The sequence below is a fragment of the Pseudomonas sp. UMAB-40 genome, assembly GCF_900095275.1.
GTDB lineage: Bacteria > Pseudomonadota > Gammaproteobacteria > Pseudomonadales > Pseudomonadaceae > Aquipseudomonas > Aquipseudomonas mandelii_B.
In genome coordinates, this window is sequence record NZ_LT607555.1 from 67,060 (window position 1) to 81,953 (window position 14,894).

14 protein-coding genes are annotated in these 14,894 nt (G+C 60.9%); 8 read left to right on the forward strand and 6 right to left on the reverse strand.

All coding sequences use genetic code 11. The annotated features are described in order from the left end of the window. Window position 1: 1 nt before the first annotated feature. Entirely contained in the window at window positions 2-124 is a 123-nt protein-coding gene (locus K0F88_RS32280) for a hypothetical protein (RefSeq protein ID WP_255143041.1), read from the reverse strand. A gap of 159 nt (window positions 125-283) precedes the next feature. On the opposite strand from K0F88_RS32280, the gene K0F88_RS08525 reads away from it, so the two are divergent. The 6 genes from K0F88_RS08525 to K0F88_RS08550 all read left to right on the forward strand — a co-directional run bounded on the left by K0F88_RS08525 (window position 284) and on the right by K0F88_RS08550 (window position 5,473). Continuing rightward, window positions 284-1,468, forward strand: a complete 1,185-nt coding sequence (locus tag K0F88_RS08525) for an ABC transporter substrate-binding protein (protein WP_094471958.1) — start codon at window positions 284-286, stop codon at window positions 1,466-1,468. A gap of 35 nt (window positions 1,469-1,503) precedes the next feature. After that, entirely contained in the window at window positions 1,504-2,463 is a 960-nt protein-coding gene (locus K0F88_RS08530) for a YVTN family beta-propeller repeat protein (protein ID WP_094471957.1), read from the forward strand. After that, window positions 2,460-3,191, forward strand: coding sequence for an ABC transporter ATP-binding protein (locus tag K0F88_RS08535; RefSeq protein ID WP_094471956.1), 732 nt, complete (start codon window positions 2,460-2,462; stop codon window positions 3,189-3,191). The genes K0F88_RS08530 and K0F88_RS08535 overlap by 4 nt, the downstream gene beginning before the upstream one ends. After that, window positions 3,188-3,979 carry an ABC transporter permease gene (locus K0F88_RS08540; protein WP_094471955.1) on the forward strand — a complete coding sequence of 264 codons (792 nt, stop codon included), beginning with the start codon at window positions 3,188-3,190 and terminating at the stop codon, window positions 3,977-3,979. Before K0F88_RS08535 ends, K0F88_RS08540 begins: the two co-directional genes overlap by 4 nt. A gap of 214 nt (window positions 3,980-4,193) precedes the next feature. After that, window positions 4,194-4,751 carry a PQQ-dependent catabolism-associated CXXCW motif protein gene (locus tag K0F88_RS08545; RefSeq protein WP_094471954.1) on the forward strand — a complete coding sequence of 186 codons (558 nt, stop codon included), beginning with the start codon at window positions 4,194-4,196 and terminating at the stop codon, window positions 4,749-4,751. A 56-nt stretch (window positions 4,752-4,807) separates the two neighbouring features. Beyond that, entirely contained in the window at window positions 4,808-5,473 is a 666-nt protein-coding gene (locus K0F88_RS08550; protein WP_094471953.1) for a response regulator transcription factor, read from the forward strand. A 148-nt stretch (window positions 5,474-5,621) separates the two neighbouring features. Here the strand turns inward: K0F88_RS08550 and nahK are convergent, their stop codons facing one another. From nahK to K0F88_RS08570, 4 genes are all read right to left on the reverse strand, one after another. Beyond that, on the reverse strand, window positions 5,622-8,216 hold the full coding sequence (gene nahK, locus K0F88_RS08555) for a hybrid sensor histidine kinase/response regulator NahK/ErcS' (protein ID WP_094471952.1): 2,595 nt from the start codon (window positions 8,214-8,216) through the stop codon (window positions 5,622-5,624). After that, on the reverse strand, window positions 8,185-9,348 hold the full coding sequence (nosP, locus tag K0F88_RS08560; RefSeq protein WP_094471951.1) for a nitric oxide-sensing protein NosP: 1,164 nt from the start codon (window positions 9,346-9,348) through the stop codon (window positions 8,185-8,187). The genes nahK and nosP overlap by 32 nt, the downstream gene beginning before the upstream one ends. A 237-nt stretch (window positions 9,349-9,585) precedes the next feature. Beyond that, complete coding sequence (locus K0F88_RS08565) at window positions 9,586-10,770, reverse strand: porin (protein ID WP_094471950.1); 1,185 nt, start codon at window positions 10,768-10,770, stop codon at window positions 9,586-9,588. Between the two features lie 209 nt (window positions 10,771-10,979). Next, a complete protein-coding gene (locus K0F88_RS08570) occupies window positions 10,980-11,786 on the reverse strand; it encodes a sulfite exporter TauE/SafE family protein (protein WP_219094822.1) in 807 nt (268 codons plus the stop codon). 161 nt (window positions 11,787-11,947) lie between these two features. On the opposite strand from K0F88_RS08570, the gene K0F88_RS08575 reads away from it, so the two are divergent. Continuing rightward, window positions 11,948-12,811, forward strand: coding sequence for an MBL fold metallo-hydrolase (locus K0F88_RS08575; protein WP_219094823.1), 864 nt, complete (start codon window positions 11,948-11,950; stop codon window positions 12,809-12,811). A gap of 173 nt (window positions 12,812-12,984) precedes the next feature. Here K0F88_RS08575 and bkdR read toward each other — a convergent pair whose 3' ends face one another. Continuing rightward, on the reverse strand, window positions 12,985-13,473 hold the full coding sequence (gene bkdR / locus K0F88_RS08580; protein WP_219094824.1) for a Bkd operon transcriptional regulator BkdR: 489 nt from the start codon (window positions 13,471-13,473) through the stop codon (window positions 12,985-12,987). A gap of 185 nt (window positions 13,474-13,658) precedes the next feature. On the opposite strand from bkdR, the gene K0F88_RS08585 reads away from it, so the two are divergent. Beyond that, a complete protein-coding gene (locus K0F88_RS08585; protein ID WP_219094825.1) occupies window positions 13,659-14,894 on the forward strand; it encodes a 3-methyl-2-oxobutanoate dehydrogenase (2-methylpropanoyl-transferring) subunit alpha in 1,236 nt (411 codons plus the stop codon).

Here is a 14,894-nt window from a genome sequence, read left to right on the forward strand (position 1 = left end):
GTTAGCGCCCCGGTGTCGCGGGCAAGACCAGCAATGGCGCCGGGCGGGGGCCATGAAGCTTGTCTACGCCGATCAGGGTCAGGATCAACAACAACGGCAGGAGCAGCGCTTTGAGAATACGCATGGTCAATCTCCTCCAGTGTGATGGCCGTGATTGCCCATGCTAAAACCGCGCCGCTCCGGCCGAGCTACTACCTTGGTACTGCCTGACTGGTACTTTCTGCATATTTCAATCTGCCTCGCAGGCTTCCTATGCTGGCGCTACCTGTAATGGAGTGCCTTTATGCGCCAGCTTGCCCCTTACGCCCTGATCTACCTGCTGGCGATAGCCTGTGCCGTCGGGCTGGCGACGCAGAGCCAGGCGGCGGATGCGCCGTTGCAGGTGCAGATCGGCTACCTGGGCTATCGGCCTGCCCCCGGCCCGCTGCTGTCCAACGTGATTCCCGAACCGCTCGATGCCGGGCTTCGCGGCGCCGAACTGGCGATCACCGACAGCAACAGCACCGGACGTTTTCTCAACCAGAGTTACAGCCTCGTCGCTGCCAATGCCGACAGCCCGGAGGCCCTGATCGAAGCGGCCAAGGCCCAGCATGCACAGGGTCTGCGCCTGTTTGTGGTGAATGCGCCGGTGGAGAGTCTGCGCCGGCTCAGCGCCGTGCTGCCCGACAGCTTGCTGTTCAACGCCGGCAGCCCGGATGACAGCCTGCGCACCACCGACTGCCTGCCGAACGTGCTGCACAGCCTGCCGAGCCGGGCGATGCTCGCCGATGCCCTGGCGCAATTTCTGGTGGTGCACAAATGGCAACGGGCGTTGCTGATCGTCGGCCCGACCCCGGACGATCAGGCCTACGCCGCCGCCCTGCGCCGTGCCGCCAAACGCTTCGGGCTGAAACTGGTCGCGGAAAAAGCCTGGAGCTTCGACAACGATCAGCGTCGCAGCGCCCAGGCCGACATGCCGCTCTTCACCCAGACCGCCGAATACGATGTGGTGCTGGTGGCGGATGAACGTGGCGACTTCGGCGAGTACGTGCCCTACCAAACCTGGTACCCACGGCCGGTCGCCGGCACTCAGGGCCTGACCCCGGTGGGCTGGCACAAAACCGTGGAAACCTACGGTGCCGCCCAATTGCAGAAACGCTTCGAAGCCCTGGCCGGGCGCTGGATGAATGACCGAGACTTCGCCGCCTGGATCGCCGTGCGCAGCATCGCCAGTGCGGTAAGCAAACTGCGGCAGGTCGATCCCGTGGCGATCCGCACCCTGGAAATCAGCGATCAATTGCCGCTGGACGGTTTCAAGGGGCGCAAGCTCAGTTATCGGCCGTGGAACGGACAGTTGCGCCAACCGATTCCCATCGTCCAGCCCCGGGCCTTGGTCAGCACGTCGCCGCAGGACGGTTTCCTGCACCCTTTCAACGAAATGGACAGCCTTGGCTACGACAAGCCCGAGGTCAGCTGCCGCTTTCCCTGATCCGCCACAACAACTACAACAAAAAGGAATCCATCATGCGCCGCACCCTGCTCTCTTGCGCCTTGCTGCTCGCCGCCGGGCACGCCGCCGCCTCTACCGCCTGGGTCTCCAACGAAAAAGACAACAGCCTGAGCCTGATCGACCTGCAAACCCTGCAAGTCACCGACACCCTGCCCGTCGGCCAACGCCCGCGCGGTTTGCTGCTGTCCCACGACAACAAGCTGCTGTACATCTGCGCCAGCGACTCGGACCGTGTCCAAGTGATGGACGTCGCCACGCGCAAGATCATCAAGGAATTACCCTCGGGCAAAGACCCCGAACAGTTCGCCTTGCACCCCAACAACCGCTGGTTGTACGTCTCCAACGAGGACGATGCGCTGGTGACGGTGATCGACACCGAAACCTCGAAGGTGCTGAGCCAGATCAACGTTGGCGTCGAGCCCGAAGGCATGGCCGTCAGCCCCGACGGCAAGTGGGCGGTGAACACCAGCGAAACCACCAACATGCTGCACTGGATCGACACCAGCACCCAGACCCTGGCCGACAGCACCCTGGTGGATCAGCGGCCGCGTTTCGTCGAGTTTTCACCTGAAGGGTCGCAACTCTGGGCCTCGGCGGAAATCGGCGGCACGGTGACCATTCTCGACGTCGCCACCCGCAAGATCCTCAAGACGCTAACCTTCCAGATTAAGGGAGTGCACCCGGACAAAGTCCAGCCGGTGGGGATCAAGCTCAGCGCCGACGGCAAGTACGGTTTCGTCGCGCTCGGGCCGGCCAATCATGTGGCGGTGATTGACGCCAAGACCTTCGAGATTCTTGATTATCTGCTGGTTGGGCGGCGGGTCTGGCAGATGTCGTTTACCCCGGATCAGAAGCAGTTGCTGGCCACCAACGGCGTCAGCGGCGACGTGTCGGTGATTGATGTCGACAGCCTCAAAGTGACCAAATCGGTGAAGGTCGGGCGCTATCCGTGGGGCGTGGTGGTGACGCCATGAACGCACTGGAAGTCAGCGAACTGAGCTTCGCCTATGGCGCGCGGGAAGCCTTGCGGCAGGTGAATTTCAGCCTGGGGCCCGGGCGTTTCGCGGCGTTGCTAGGGCCAAACGGCGCGGGCAAGTCGACGCTGATTGCCTTGCTCACCCGGCTCTATGATTTGCAACGCGGGGACATCCGGGTCGGCGGTTGTTCGTTACGCAATGCGGCGCGTCCGGCGCTCAAGCAATTGGGCGTGGTGTTCCAGCAAAGCACGCTAGACCTGGACCTCAGCGTTGAGCAAAACCTGCGTTATCACGCCGCGCTGCATGGCATGTCCCGGCGCCAGACCGGCCTGCGGGTCGACGCCGAGCTGGCCCGTCAGGCGCTGACTGAACGCCGGCGCGAGCGGGTCCGCGAACTTAATGGCGGTCACCGCCGCCGGGTGGAAATCGCACGCGCCTTGTTGCATGAGCCACGGCTGTTGCTGCTCGACGAGGCGAGTGTCGGCCTCGACCCGGCCAGCCGCCTGGCGCTCAATCAACACATTCGCGGTCTGTGCCGCGAGCAGCACATCAGCGTGCTCTGGACCACCCATTTGCTGGATGAAGTGCAGCCGAGCGATGACTTGCTGATTCTTCATCAGGGCCGTCTGGTGGCCAGCGGGCGGGCGGATGCCTTGAGCCAGGAACATGGCGGCGACCTCGGTTCGGCCTTCACCCGTTTGACGACATCAGGAGCCGCACGATGAATGCGTATTGGCAATGCTTCAGCGGCATCGTGTTGCGTGAATGGCTGCGTTTTGTGTTGCAGCGCACGCGGTTTCTCAGCGCGCTGGTGCGGCCACTGCTGTGGCTGCTGGTATTCGCCGCTGGTTTTCGCGCAGCCCTCGGGATCGCGATCATCGAGCCCTACGACACCTACATTCCCTATGAGGTTTACATCATCCCGGGGCTGGCCTGCATGATCCTGCTGTTCAACGGCATGCAAGGTTCGCTGTCGATGGTCTACGACCGGGAGATGGGCAGCATGCGCGTGCTGCTGACCAGCCCCCTGCCCCGGACCTTCCTGCTGTGCAGCAAACTGTTGGCCACTTCGCTGATTTCACTGTTGCAGGTGTATGCCTTTCTGGCGATTGCCTGGGTGTACGGCGTGCAGCCACCGGCCATGGGGCTGTTGATCGCGTTTCCGGCGTTGTTGCTGGTGGCGTTGATGCTCAGTGCGCTGGGCTTGCTGCTGTCCAATGCGATCCGGCAACTGGAGAACTTTGCCGGGGTGATGAATTTCGTGATCTTCCCGCTGTTTTTCCTGTCGTCAGCGTTGTATCCGCTGTGGAAGATGCGCGAGTCCAGCGAATGGTTGTACTGGCTCTGCGCGCTGAACCCGTTTACCCACGCGGTGGAACTGGTGCGGTTTGCCTTGTATGAGCGCTTCAATCCGCTGGCGCTGGCGGTGTGCGCGGGGCTGACGCTGCTGTTCGCGCTGCTCGCCGTCCTCACCTTCAACCCGCAACACGCCGCCCTGCGCAAGACCAACTGACACCAAAACCCTCTGTAGTAGCCGGCTTGCTGGCGATCCAGACAATGCGGTGTATCTGTCATACCGCCATCGCCAGCAAGCCGGCGCCTACAGGACATTTGGGTTGAACACGGGTGAAATTACTACTTTAGTACTGGTTTTCCTGTCTATCGTCGCATTCCCAACGCACCGAGACTGGCATGTAATGGGTTCATAACTATAAGGATTGAACCCCATGCCACGTGCCCAACGTCGTCTGTTGCGCCCTTCCCTTGCTGCGCTGTCGCTGAGCCTGTTGCTGGGCGTCGCGCATGCCGATACGCCGCTGTTCTCCGCCGACGGCTATCGCATCAACCTCTACCGCAGCCCGACCCCGAATCAGCTTCAAGACGCGGCCATCATCGACACTGCCGCCCTGCAAACCTTGCTCACCCAGACACCGCGCCCGGTGCTGATCGACGTCTACCGCCGCCAATGGCTGCAAGGACGTTTCATCGAAGATCAACCCCACGAAAACCTGCCCGGCAGCCATTGGCTGGCCAATACCGGCGACGGCGACCTGACAGCTGACTGGCAGGGCTATTTTGCGCGTAACCTGAACGCATTGACCGCAGGAGACCTGGCGCAACCGCTGGTCTTCTATTGCCGCGCCGACTGCTGGCTGAGCTGGAATGCCGTCAAACGCGCCGCTGCCATGGGCTATAAGACACTGTATTGGTACCGCGACGGCCTGGACGCCTGGCAGGCAGCCAACCTGCCCGTTGAACCGGCCCAACCCGAGCCCTTCCCCTGACCTTTACGCGTGCGTGTTGTTGCCACACCATAATGAAAATAATGAGGTGAAAGGCTATGTACAAAATTCTGATTGCCGACGATCACCCGCTGTTTCGCGAAGCCATTCATAACGTCATCAGCGACGGTTTCCCCGGCAGCGAGGTGATGGAAACCGCCGACCTCGACAGCGCCCTGCTGCTGACGCAGGAACACGACGACCTGGACCTGATCCTGCTCGACCTGAACATGCCCGGCATGCACGGCCTCAATGGCCTGATCAACCTGCGCAACGAGGCGCCGACCATTCCGGTGGTGATCGTTTCAGCCGAGCAGGACAAGCAGATCGTGCTGCAAGCCATCACCTATGGTGCGGTGGGCTTCATCACCAAATCCTCGCCCCGGGTGCAGATGACCGAGGCCATCCAGCAGATCCTCAATGGCAATGTGTACTTGCCGCCGGACATCATCCGCACGCAAAAATGCGGCACCCACCGGCGCATGAATGACAACCCGAGCTTCCCGCCGGAACTGCTCCAGGCGCTGACCCGCAAGCAGTTGCTGGTGCTGGAGCGCATGACCAAGGGTGAATCGAACAAGCAGATCGCCTACACCCTGGAAATCGCCGAAACCACGGTCAAGGCGCATGTCTCGGCGATCTTGCGCAAACTCAATGTGCACAACCGGGTGCAGGCGATCTTGAGTGCCGGGGATATTGATTTCGGGTCTTATCTGCGGCGCTGAGATCGGGGGTAACCGGTAGACCGAGTCGCACCCATCGCGGGCAAGCCCGCTCCCACATATTTTGCAGAGTTCAAACAGACGATGTTCCAACAGAAAACCTGTGGGAGCGGGCTTGCCCGCGATGGGGCCATTGAACTCACAGCGAGACTCAAGGCCTGCCGAGCAAATGACTCATCGCCGTCTTCAGCTTCATCGGCCGCACAGGCTTATGCATCAAGGTATGCCCCAACTCACGAATCTGCTGCTTGAGCTCATTGCTGTAATTGGCGGTAATCATCATCGCCGGGATCGCTGAACCGCGCCGGGCGTTGATCCGGGCGACGGCATCGACACCATTCTGTTCGTCATCCAGGTGATAGTCGGCGATCAGCAAGTCGGCTTCTTCATGATAGTTGTCCACCTGCCGCGCCAGGTCTTGCTCCGACAGTGCCGTCACCACCCGACACCCCCATCCTTCCAGCAACGTGCGCATGCCGGCGCAAATCGCCGCGTCGTTATCCAGTACCCACACCCGCGCCCCGCGCAGTCGCTCCAGCATCGGTTCACTCATCAGCAATGCCGGTTGAGCCATGGGGGCGGTGGCGCTCAAGGGCACTTCGACGGAAAACATCGAGCCCTTGCCCGGCCACGAACGCACATGAATGCGGTGACCGAGAATCCCGGCAATTTTCTCGACGATGGCCAGCCCCAAACCCAACCCACGGTCCTGATCCGGGCGCTGCACGTCGCCGCGCTTGAACTCCTGGAAAATCTCTTCCAGTCGATTTTCGGCAATGCCCATCCCGCTGTCCCACACCTCGATCGTCAACCGCTGATGATGACGCCGACACCCGAGCACCACCCGACCGCTGTAGGTATAACGAATGGCATTGCTCAGCAGATTGCGCAGGATTCGCGCGAGCAACTGGATGTCGCTGCGCACCAGCGCCGAACACGGGATGAAATGCAGCTCAAGCCCTTCACTGCGGGCCACCTGGGTGTACTCGGTCGCAAGGTTTTCCAGCAGCTCGCTCAGGGCGAACGGCGCGATGTCGGCCTTGATCACCCCGGCATCCAGTTTGGAAATGTCCACCAGCGTGCCCAACAGGTTTTCCACGTCCTCCAGCGAATTGCTGACATTGCGCACCAAAATCGCATTGGCCACCGGCTCGCGCCGTTCCAGCAAAGCGCTGGTGAACAGTCGAGCCGCGTTGAGCGGTTGCAGCAGGTCGTGACTCACGGCGGCGAGAAACTTGGTTTTCGACAGGTTGGCCTGTTCCGCCTCAAGTTTGGCCTCGCGCAAACGCGATTCCACGCGCCGGCGCTCGTCGATTTCGCGCAGCAATTGGTCATTGAGGGTGGTCAGTTCGGTGGTGCGTTCGCGCACCCGCAACTCAAGATTCTGATAGGCCTGGTGCAGCGCCTCGGCTGTGCGGCGGCGCTCGGTGATGTCGCGGATCAACACGAAAATCCCCACCACTTCCCCGGTGGCCAGGCGATTGGGCACGTAGGAGCGCAGCATGTAGCGTTCCTGATTGTTGATGTTGGTTTCGGCGAACTCGAACGTCACGCTCTCACCGGCCAGGGCCCGGGCCACGTAGGCCTCGAGGCGCTGGTAATGCTGCTCGCTGTGCACTTCGCGCAGGCTCTGCCCGAGCATCACGCCGCGAGGCCAGCAGTACCATTCTTCGTAGACCTTGTTGGTGAACTCGTAGACCAGATCGGCATTGAGGTAGGCGATCAGTGCGGGGACATGGTCGGTGATCAGGCGAATCCAGCGCTCGCTTTCGCTGAGGGCTTCGGCGTGCTGGTAGCGTTCGGTGATGTCGGTGAAGGTGTTGACGAAGCCACCGGTGGGCAGCGGATGGGTGCGGATTTCCAGCACCCGGCCATCGTAGAGGCGCTGCTCGCATTCCTGCAGGTGCCGCCCGTTGGCATCGCGACTGGCCGGGGTCAGCAGGTTCAACTCGCTGTCGGCGATCACTTCGGCAAACGGCCGATGGGCCGCCACCGGAGCCAGCCCACTGAGTTCGAGGAAACGCCGATTCCACAGTTCCAGGATGCCTTCGGCATTGACCATGGCCACGCCTTGGGACAGGTTGTCGACCGCCCGTTGCAGCAAGTGCGATTTCTGCGCCACGGCTTGCTCGCGGCGCACGGTTTCGCTGAGTTTGACGTCAGTAATGTCGGTGAACAGGATCACCCGCCCACCTTCCTGCGTGGGCCGCTCACTGACTTGCAACCAGCGGCCGTCCTGCAAGCGATAGATCAGGTTTTCGTCGGCATGCCCGCGCGGTTCTTCAGTGAACAACCCGGTGGCGGACATCAGGCGCTTGACCTCGGCCAGGCGCATGCCGGCGTTGATGCGCACCCGGCTATTGCTCCAGAACGCCTTGAAACGGCTGTTGAACAAGACGATGCGCTGCTCGGCATCGAACAGCACAAAGGCATCGGAGATGCTCTCGATGGCATCGATCAAATGTTGGTGGGCCGTTTCCGCCCGCAGGCGTGCTTCGCTGAGCAAGTGATTGCCCGACTTGAGTTCGGCCATGGCCTGGTTCAAGGCGTCGGTGCGCTCACGCACCTGTTCGGCCAGCACCACTGAATGCTGGAACGCCGCGTAGGGATCATTGCCCCGCGTGACGCCGGATTCGATCCGCTCGATCAGCGCGCCGTTGATGCGCTGCAGTTTCTGATTGTCGTGGCGCAGGCTGGCGAGCTGTGCCTGGAGCTCAACGATGTCCAAGGGACCGGCCTCGGGCAATGGCAACCCCGGTGAAGGTCTGGTTGATGTGCATGCCATTGAACTGTTCTCCGTAGGTGTTGAAACCCATCACCCGCTGGTCACGCAAAAACGTGCCGATCTGCTCCAGACTGCCGCCGTCTTCCAGTTCCAGACGCCTGAGAAAACAGTCGCAGCCGATGGTCAGCAACAGATCGCCGAGGCGCTCCTGCAAACCTTCGAACAGGGTTTGCAGATTCGGCAGCATCGGGCCGGGGGTCATGACGGTGAGGACGATGCCGTTTTCCACGGCGCAGTAAAAACTCAGGCTCAGGTCTGGATGAACCTGCTGGATCGCCCGCACGTAATACTGATCGTTGATCCGCACGGCCAAGGGGTGTGCGGCGAAGACCCGGTGATCAAGTTCGGCCACCGGCACGCCGATGTGTCGCGCGTACTCCTCGGCAGCCGGCTCGGCGTTCAGCTCAAAGACCCGGCGCGAGGCGCTGTCGGCTCCGGTGACCACCAGTTTCTCTGCTCTCGGCAAGATGTGGTGCGTGGTGAACACCTCGAAATCCAGCCAGGTATTGACCAGCACCACCACCGCCGCGCCGCTGTGAAACTCGCCGCCGAAATAGACGTGGGTGTGGGTCAGGTAGTTGTCGTCGCCGGCCGAACCGCCGAAATGCGGGATGTCGCCCAACGCCGCGCTCAAGGCGGCGAGAACCATTTCTTCGCGGCTGGACAGGCCATCGAGCAAGGTCAGGGCAAAGCTGTTGCCCTTGATCGGTGCCAGGGTGTTGCTGCGACAGCCACTGACCAGGCGTTCGACCATTTGCTGGGCGTCAATCAGGCTGAAGCGCTCCATCTCGCTGATCAGTTCGGCGTCGATGGAAAAATGCCGGTGGTCGAAGCCCACTGCCGTCACGCAATTGCGGCCGTAGCCCAAGGGCGTGATTTCCCCGGCGCTGGTGCAGCCGACCAGGCGAATGCCGCCGAAGCTCTGTTGCAAGGCCTGGCCCAGCGCCTGCAAGTCGTACTCGGCGGAACAGAAGAACAGCACGAAGCCCAGGTGCGGGTGCAATAACTGCCGCGCGAGCTCCTGAGCCACTTGTTGGGCATCGGTGGCCTGGGACATTCCGCTGACCACCCCTTCACTCTGGACCTGCTGCATGACCACCCCCGCAGGTGCGCGTGTATGAGACACGAGTGTACGAAGCCTGCGGGCTGCGACGTATGCTACTTGGGTAGCGGTCAGGCGCTTCGATGGGATGAGAAATCTGGCAGACACCGCATTCTGTGTAGGAGCCGGCTTGCTGGCGATGACGATGTGTCAGCCACCATCCTTGTTGCCCGACCCACCGCTATCGCCAGCAATCCGGCTCCTACAGTGAAATGCGGTGCGGCTGGGTTACCAGTTCAACACTGCCCCCACCGCAAAGGTGTCGGTGTCTTCATTCTGGGCGCTGGTGTCGTGGCCGTTGATTTCGAACTGGTTGTACTCGGCCACGAGTTTGAGGTTGTCATTGACGTCATGGAACAACGCAATGCCGCGGGTTTCATAGTCCGCGCCGCTGCCGACCACCCCATTGCCGTCGTCATTGGTCTTGCCGTAAGACAAGGCCAGGCGGTTTTTGCCCAGTTTGTACGAGCCTTGCAGCAAGTAACCGTCGCTGTCGACGTTGCGCAGGGTCGGTTCGCCGGCGTTGTTGGTGAAGAACGGATTGATGCCCTTGGCCTGGAAGCCCGAACCGACGAGAGTCAGGCCGCCCATTTTCGCCTGCACGCCATAGCCGACGCCTTTGGAGGTGACCGATTCAACGGTGGAATCGGTATTGTCCGAGGTCTGGTAGCTGCCGTTGACCCAGCTATAAATCTTCGCGCCAGCAACATCAAACTGATAGGTGACCTCGCTCTCGGTACGCGGATTCTCCTGATACGCCTTGCCCAACGGGCTGCTGTCGTTGGTGTCCACCGGGTCGAGTATCCCCACGGCCACCCGCAAACCCTCCATCACCGGGGTGCGATAGGTGATCTGCGAGGTCGGGAACGGGTACGGATAACCGGTGCCGATATTGCCGAACGACACACCGCCACCGTCAACCAACCCCAGGGTATCGCTGACCTGGCCATAACCGGCGAGCATTTCATCGAGCAGAATGTTGGAGCGGGCGAACAGGCCGAAGTCCTTGCCGATCAACACTTCGCCCCACTCCGGATTGGCCACGGTGCCGTAGAACTGCCGCACGTCGATGGCGGTGTCGGTGCCGTTGGTCTGGCTGTCGTTGATCGTCACCCAGAAGGAGGCCCGGGCACCGAGTTTCAGGTCATCGATCTGTTTACCCATGTTGAAACCCAGGTAGTTGGGCAAATAGCCCATTTTCACCCGCGCCTGACGACGGTCGTACTGATCGCCGGCACGGTCCACATCGCTGTTCACGTAGAAGGCGTTGATGTAGCCGTCGGTTGAGAACGTGGTCTGGTCCTTGTCGTACAGCACGATCTCGGCCTCGGCCATCGTGCTCAAACCGAGGGTCGAGAGGCTGGCGATAAAGGCAGGCAAGTAACGATGCTTGAGTTTCTTATTGTTGTGCATGACGCGCTCCGCAGCGGGGGACTGGATGTCGGAGGCGATTATCGAAAGGTGACCGGCGGCGGCATACGCTGCCTTGGGGGCGGTTTTGAAGTGCTTTGGAGTGGCCGGTGATGCGCGGCAAATTCGGTGTAAGACCGGGTCGCGCCAAGACCCGGAACTTAGGGTGTACGCCTGCCCGGCAGACTGGCGGCCACAGGAACCGGTACTGCCTAGACGCCCGCCCTGAACAGCATGTAAGCGGCGACCACGACACACACACTGGCGAAGCCGATTTGCAGGGCCCGGGCCGGGACGCGCGCGCACAGTTGTCGGCCGACGATCATGCCGACCACGCTGGCAACAATGAAGGCCACACCCAAAGCGTCGATCCTGACCCCGGCATGAAACGCGCCGATCACGCCGATGGCCGAAATCAGGCTGATCACCATCAAGGACGTGGCGACGATCCCGCGCATTTGCACATCAGTCAGTTGCTTGAAGGCCGGCACGATCAAGAAGCCGCCACCGACCCCGAGCAACCCGGAGACCACACCGGTCACCGCGCCCAATGCCGCGAGGGTCGCGGTGCATTTGGCGGTCCAGGAAAAGCGCCCGGTCTGCTGATCGAGCATGCAGTTCTTTTGGCCCCAGTTGGCGTGGCCATGGTCGCTCGGCCCTTCTTCCTGGCGCTCGCGACGCAGCATCCGCCAAGCCACCATGACCATCAGCAGACTGAACAGGATCATCAGGATTTTTTCCGGCAACTGATGAGCAAAGTAGATGCCCACCGGCGAAAAAACAGCCCCCAGCAGGGCGATCAGCAACGCGGCGCGATAGCGCACCAGGCCATGGCGCAAACCATCAATGGCCCCGACCGCCGCCGCACTGCCCACCGCAAACAACGCCACCGGCGCGGCCTGGGTCATGGTCAAACCCAGCCCCAGCACGAGGGCCGGTACTGCGAGAATTCCACCACCAGCCCCGGTCAATCCAAGGACCAGGCCCATCACCACCCCAAAAAAACTTGCCAACAACATAAAACGCTCGTGATCCGCGAAAAAAAGCCGGGTACGCCCGGTATCGATGACTGACAGGATAGAGCCCGTGCGGATTTTTTCCTTCATCAATTAACGCGGGGCTGGTCAGCGCAGGGAAAATGACACTACCCTCATGGCTTGTCCTGAAAGAAACGGCCACCATGCCCGCCTTGATTGAAGCTTTTTTAGACCCCGCGTCATCGACCTACAGCTACGTGATTTACGAAGAGGTTGGCGGTCAATGCGCCATTGTCGATCCGGTACTCGACTACGACCCCGCCGCCGGGCGCACCGCCACCACGCAGGCGGATAAAATCATCGCCTTCGTTCGCGACCATCAGCTGCACGTGCAATGGCTGCTGGAAACCCACGCCCATGCCGATCACCTGTCCGCCGCTCCATATCTGCGTCGGGAACTGGGCGGCAAAATCGCGATTGGCCAGTCGATCAGCAAGGTTCAGGGCGTGTTCAAGTCCCTGTTCAACCTTGAGCCGGAATTTCGCAGCGACGGTTCGCAATTTGACCATCTGTTCGCGCCGGACGAATCGTTCATGATCGGCCACCTCAAGGCCACGGCCCTGCATGTGCCCGGCCATACTCCGGCGGACATGGCTTATCTGATCGACGGTGATGTGATTCTGGCGGGCGATACCTTGTTCATGCCGGACGTGGGCACTGCCCGTTGCGATTTCCCCGGCGGCAACGCCCACCAGATGTTCGCCTCGATCCACAAACTGCTGGCCTTCCCCGCCAGCGTTCGGCTGTACGTCTGCCACGACTACCCGCCCGAAGGCCGCGAATCCCGCTGCATGACCACGGTGGGTGAGCAACGTAAAAGCAATATCCACGTCCATGACGGCATCGATGAAGCGGCGTTCGTCGCCATGCGCACCCAGCGCGATGCCGGGCTGGGCATGCCGACGTTGTTGCTGCCGGCAATTCAGGTGAATGTGCGGGCGGGGAATCTGCCGCCGGCGGAGGACAATGGCGTCGTGTACCTGAAAATCCCCCTGAATAAACTCTAACGTTCGATCGTTCCCTCGCATGGGGACGATCGAACACGTAACCCGTAGCAGCTGTCGAGCAGCGCGAGGCTGCGTCTGCGGCGAATCTGAAGAAACTCGGTTACCGGGTTTGCGACGGCTTCGCCGCCGAACGCTGCCTCGCGGTGCTCGACAGCTGCTACAGAGGGTTTCGCTTAGTTGTTGAGGGTCAGGCCGTTGGCGGGTAATGGCAACGCGGTTTTGTAGCGCACTTGCTTGAGCGCGAAGCTCGAGCGGATGTTGGCCACACCAGGCACTTTGGTCAGGAAGTCCATCATGAAGCGTTCCAGCGACTGAATGGTCGGCACCAGCACCCGGATCAGATAGTCCGGGTCCCCTGCCATCAAATAGCATTCCATCACTTCCGGGCGATCCGAAATTGCCTCCTCGAAATGCGCCAACGCCTCCTCCACCTGTTTCTCCAGGCTGACATGAATAAACACATTCACGTGCAGCCCCAGCAGGTCGGCATCCAGCAGCGTCACTTGCTCACGAATCAGGCCTAATTCTTCCATCGCCTTGACCCGGTTGAAGCACGGTGTCGGCGACAGGTTGACCGAGCGTGCGAGGTCGGCGTTGGTGATACGGGCGTTCTCCTGAAGGCTGTTCAAAATGCCGATATCGGTACGGTCCAGTTTGCGCATGAGACAAAACCACCTGTTTTTTATGTTTATGCAGGTTTTTTATCCTCAAATGATCTCCGGCGCAACGAAACAGAGATAAATATTCTTCTGCGCCGGGCCTATGATTGTTGTAGGACAAGATTTCTTTTATCGAAGAATGACGGTCAGCTCACTACAAGAAATTCACAAGATCGAGCGTAGAAGCCATGAACCAAGCGTATGAACCGCTGCACCTGCACGTTCCCGAACCTTCGGGCCGTCCTGGCTGCAAAACCGACTTCTCCTACCTGCGTCTGACCGACGCCGGCACGGTGCGCAAACCCCCAATTGACGTTGAACCCGCCGACACCGCCGACCTGGCCAAAGGCCTGATTCGCGTGCTCGATGACCAAGGCAATGCCCTTGGTCCATGGGCTGAAGGCGTACCCTCCGAGATTCTGCGTAAAGGCATGCGCGCCATGCTCAAGACGCGGATCTACGACAACCGCATGGTCGTCGCCCAGCGCCAGAAAAAAATGTCGTTCTACATGCAGAGCCTTGGCGAAGAAGCCATCGGCAGTGGCCAGGCCCTGGCCCTGAACGTCGATGACATGTGCTTCCCGACCTACCGCCAGCAAAGCATCCTGATGGCACGCGATGTACCGCTGGTAGACCTGATCTGCCAACTGCTGTCCAACGAGCGCGATCCGCTCAAGGGACGTCAATTGCCGATCATGTATTCGGTCAAGGACTATGGCTTCTTCACCATTTCCGGCAACCTCGCCACCCAATTCGTACAAGGTGTGGGCTGGGGCATGGCCTCGGCGATCAAGGGCGACACCAAAATCGCCTCGGCGTGGATCGGCGATGGCGCTACCGCTGAATCCGACTTCCACACCGCCCTCACCTTCGCTCACGTTTACCGTGCGCCCGTGATTCTCAACGTCGTCAACAACCAGTGGGCGATCTCGACGTTCCAGGCGATTGCCGGTGGTGAAGCCACTACGTTCGCCGGTCGTGGTGTAGGCTGCGGCATTGCCTCCCTGCGGGTCGACGGCAACGATTTCGTCGCGGTCTACGCCGCCTCTGCCTGGGCCGCCGAACGCGCCCGCCGCAACCTCGGCCCGACCATGATCGAATGGGTCACCTACCGCGCCGGTCCGCACTCCACTTCCGATGATCCGTCCAAATACCGTCCTGCCGACGACTGGAGCTACTTCCCGCTGGGCGACCCGATTGCGCGCCTCAAGCAGCACCTGATCAAGATCGGTCACTGGTCCGAAGAGGAACACGTCGCCGTCAGCGCCGAACTGGAAGCCGAAGTGATTGCCGCGCAGAAAGAAGCCGAGCAGTACGGCACCCTGGCCGGAGGCCAGATTCCAAGCGCCGCGACCATGTTCGAAGACGTCTATAAAGAGATGCCGGAGCACTTGAAGCGTCAGCGTCAAGAGTTGGGGATCTGA

What these genes read in the sequence shown, in the direction of transcription:
- K0F88_RS08550 (WP_094471953.1), top strand. Translation starts at nt 4,808, where the DNA reads ATGTACAAAATTCTGATTGCCGACGATCACCCGCTGTTTCGCGAAGCC.
- K0F88_RS08535 (WP_094471956.1), top strand. Translation starts at nt 2,460, where the DNA reads ATGAACGCACTGGAAGTCAGCGAACTGAGCTTCGCCTATGGCGCGCGG.
- K0F88_RS08540 (WP_094471955.1), top strand. Translation starts at nt 3,188, where the DNA reads ATGAATGCGTATTGGCAATGCTTCAGCGGCATCGTGTTGCGTGAATGG.
- K0F88_RS08585 (WP_219094825.1), top strand. Translation starts at nt 13,659, where the DNA reads ATGAACCAAGCGTATGAACCGCTGCACCTGCACGTTCCCGAACCTTCG.
- nosP (WP_094471951.1), bottom strand. Translation starts at nt 9,348, where the DNA reads ATGCAGCAGGTCCAGAGTGAAGGGGTGGTCAGCGGAATGTCCCAGGCC.
- K0F88_RS08545 (WP_094471954.1), top strand. Translation starts at nt 4,194, where the DNA reads ATGCCACGTGCCCAACGTCGTCTGTTGCGCCCTTCCCTTGCTGCGCTG.
- bkdR (WP_219094824.1), bottom strand. Translation starts at nt 13,473, where the DNA reads ATGCGCAAACTGGACCGTACCGATATCGGCATTTTGAACAGCCTTCAG.
- K0F88_RS08525 (WP_094471958.1), top strand. Translation starts at nt 284, where the DNA reads ATGCGCCAGCTTGCCCCTTACGCCCTGATCTACCTGCTGGCGATAGCC.
- K0F88_RS08565 (WP_094471950.1), bottom strand. Translation starts at nt 10,770, where the DNA reads ATGCACAACAATAAGAAACTCAAGCATCGTTACTTGCCTGCCTTTATC.
- K0F88_RS08570 (WP_219094822.1), bottom strand. Translation starts at nt 11,786, where the DNA reads ATGTTGTTGGCAAGTTTTTTTGGGGTGGTGATGGGCCTGGTCCTTGGA.
- K0F88_RS32280 (WP_255143041.1), bottom strand. Translation starts at nt 124, where the DNA reads ATGCGTATTCTCAAAGCGCTGCTCCTGCCGTTGTTGTTGATCCTGACC.
- K0F88_RS08575 (WP_219094823.1), top strand. Translation starts at nt 11,948, where the DNA reads ATGCCCGCCTTGATTGAAGCTTTTTTAGACCCCGCGTCATCGACCTAC.
- K0F88_RS08530 (WP_094471957.1), top strand. Translation starts at nt 1,504, where the DNA reads ATGCGCCGCACCCTGCTCTCTTGCGCCTTGCTGCTCGCCGCCGGGCAC.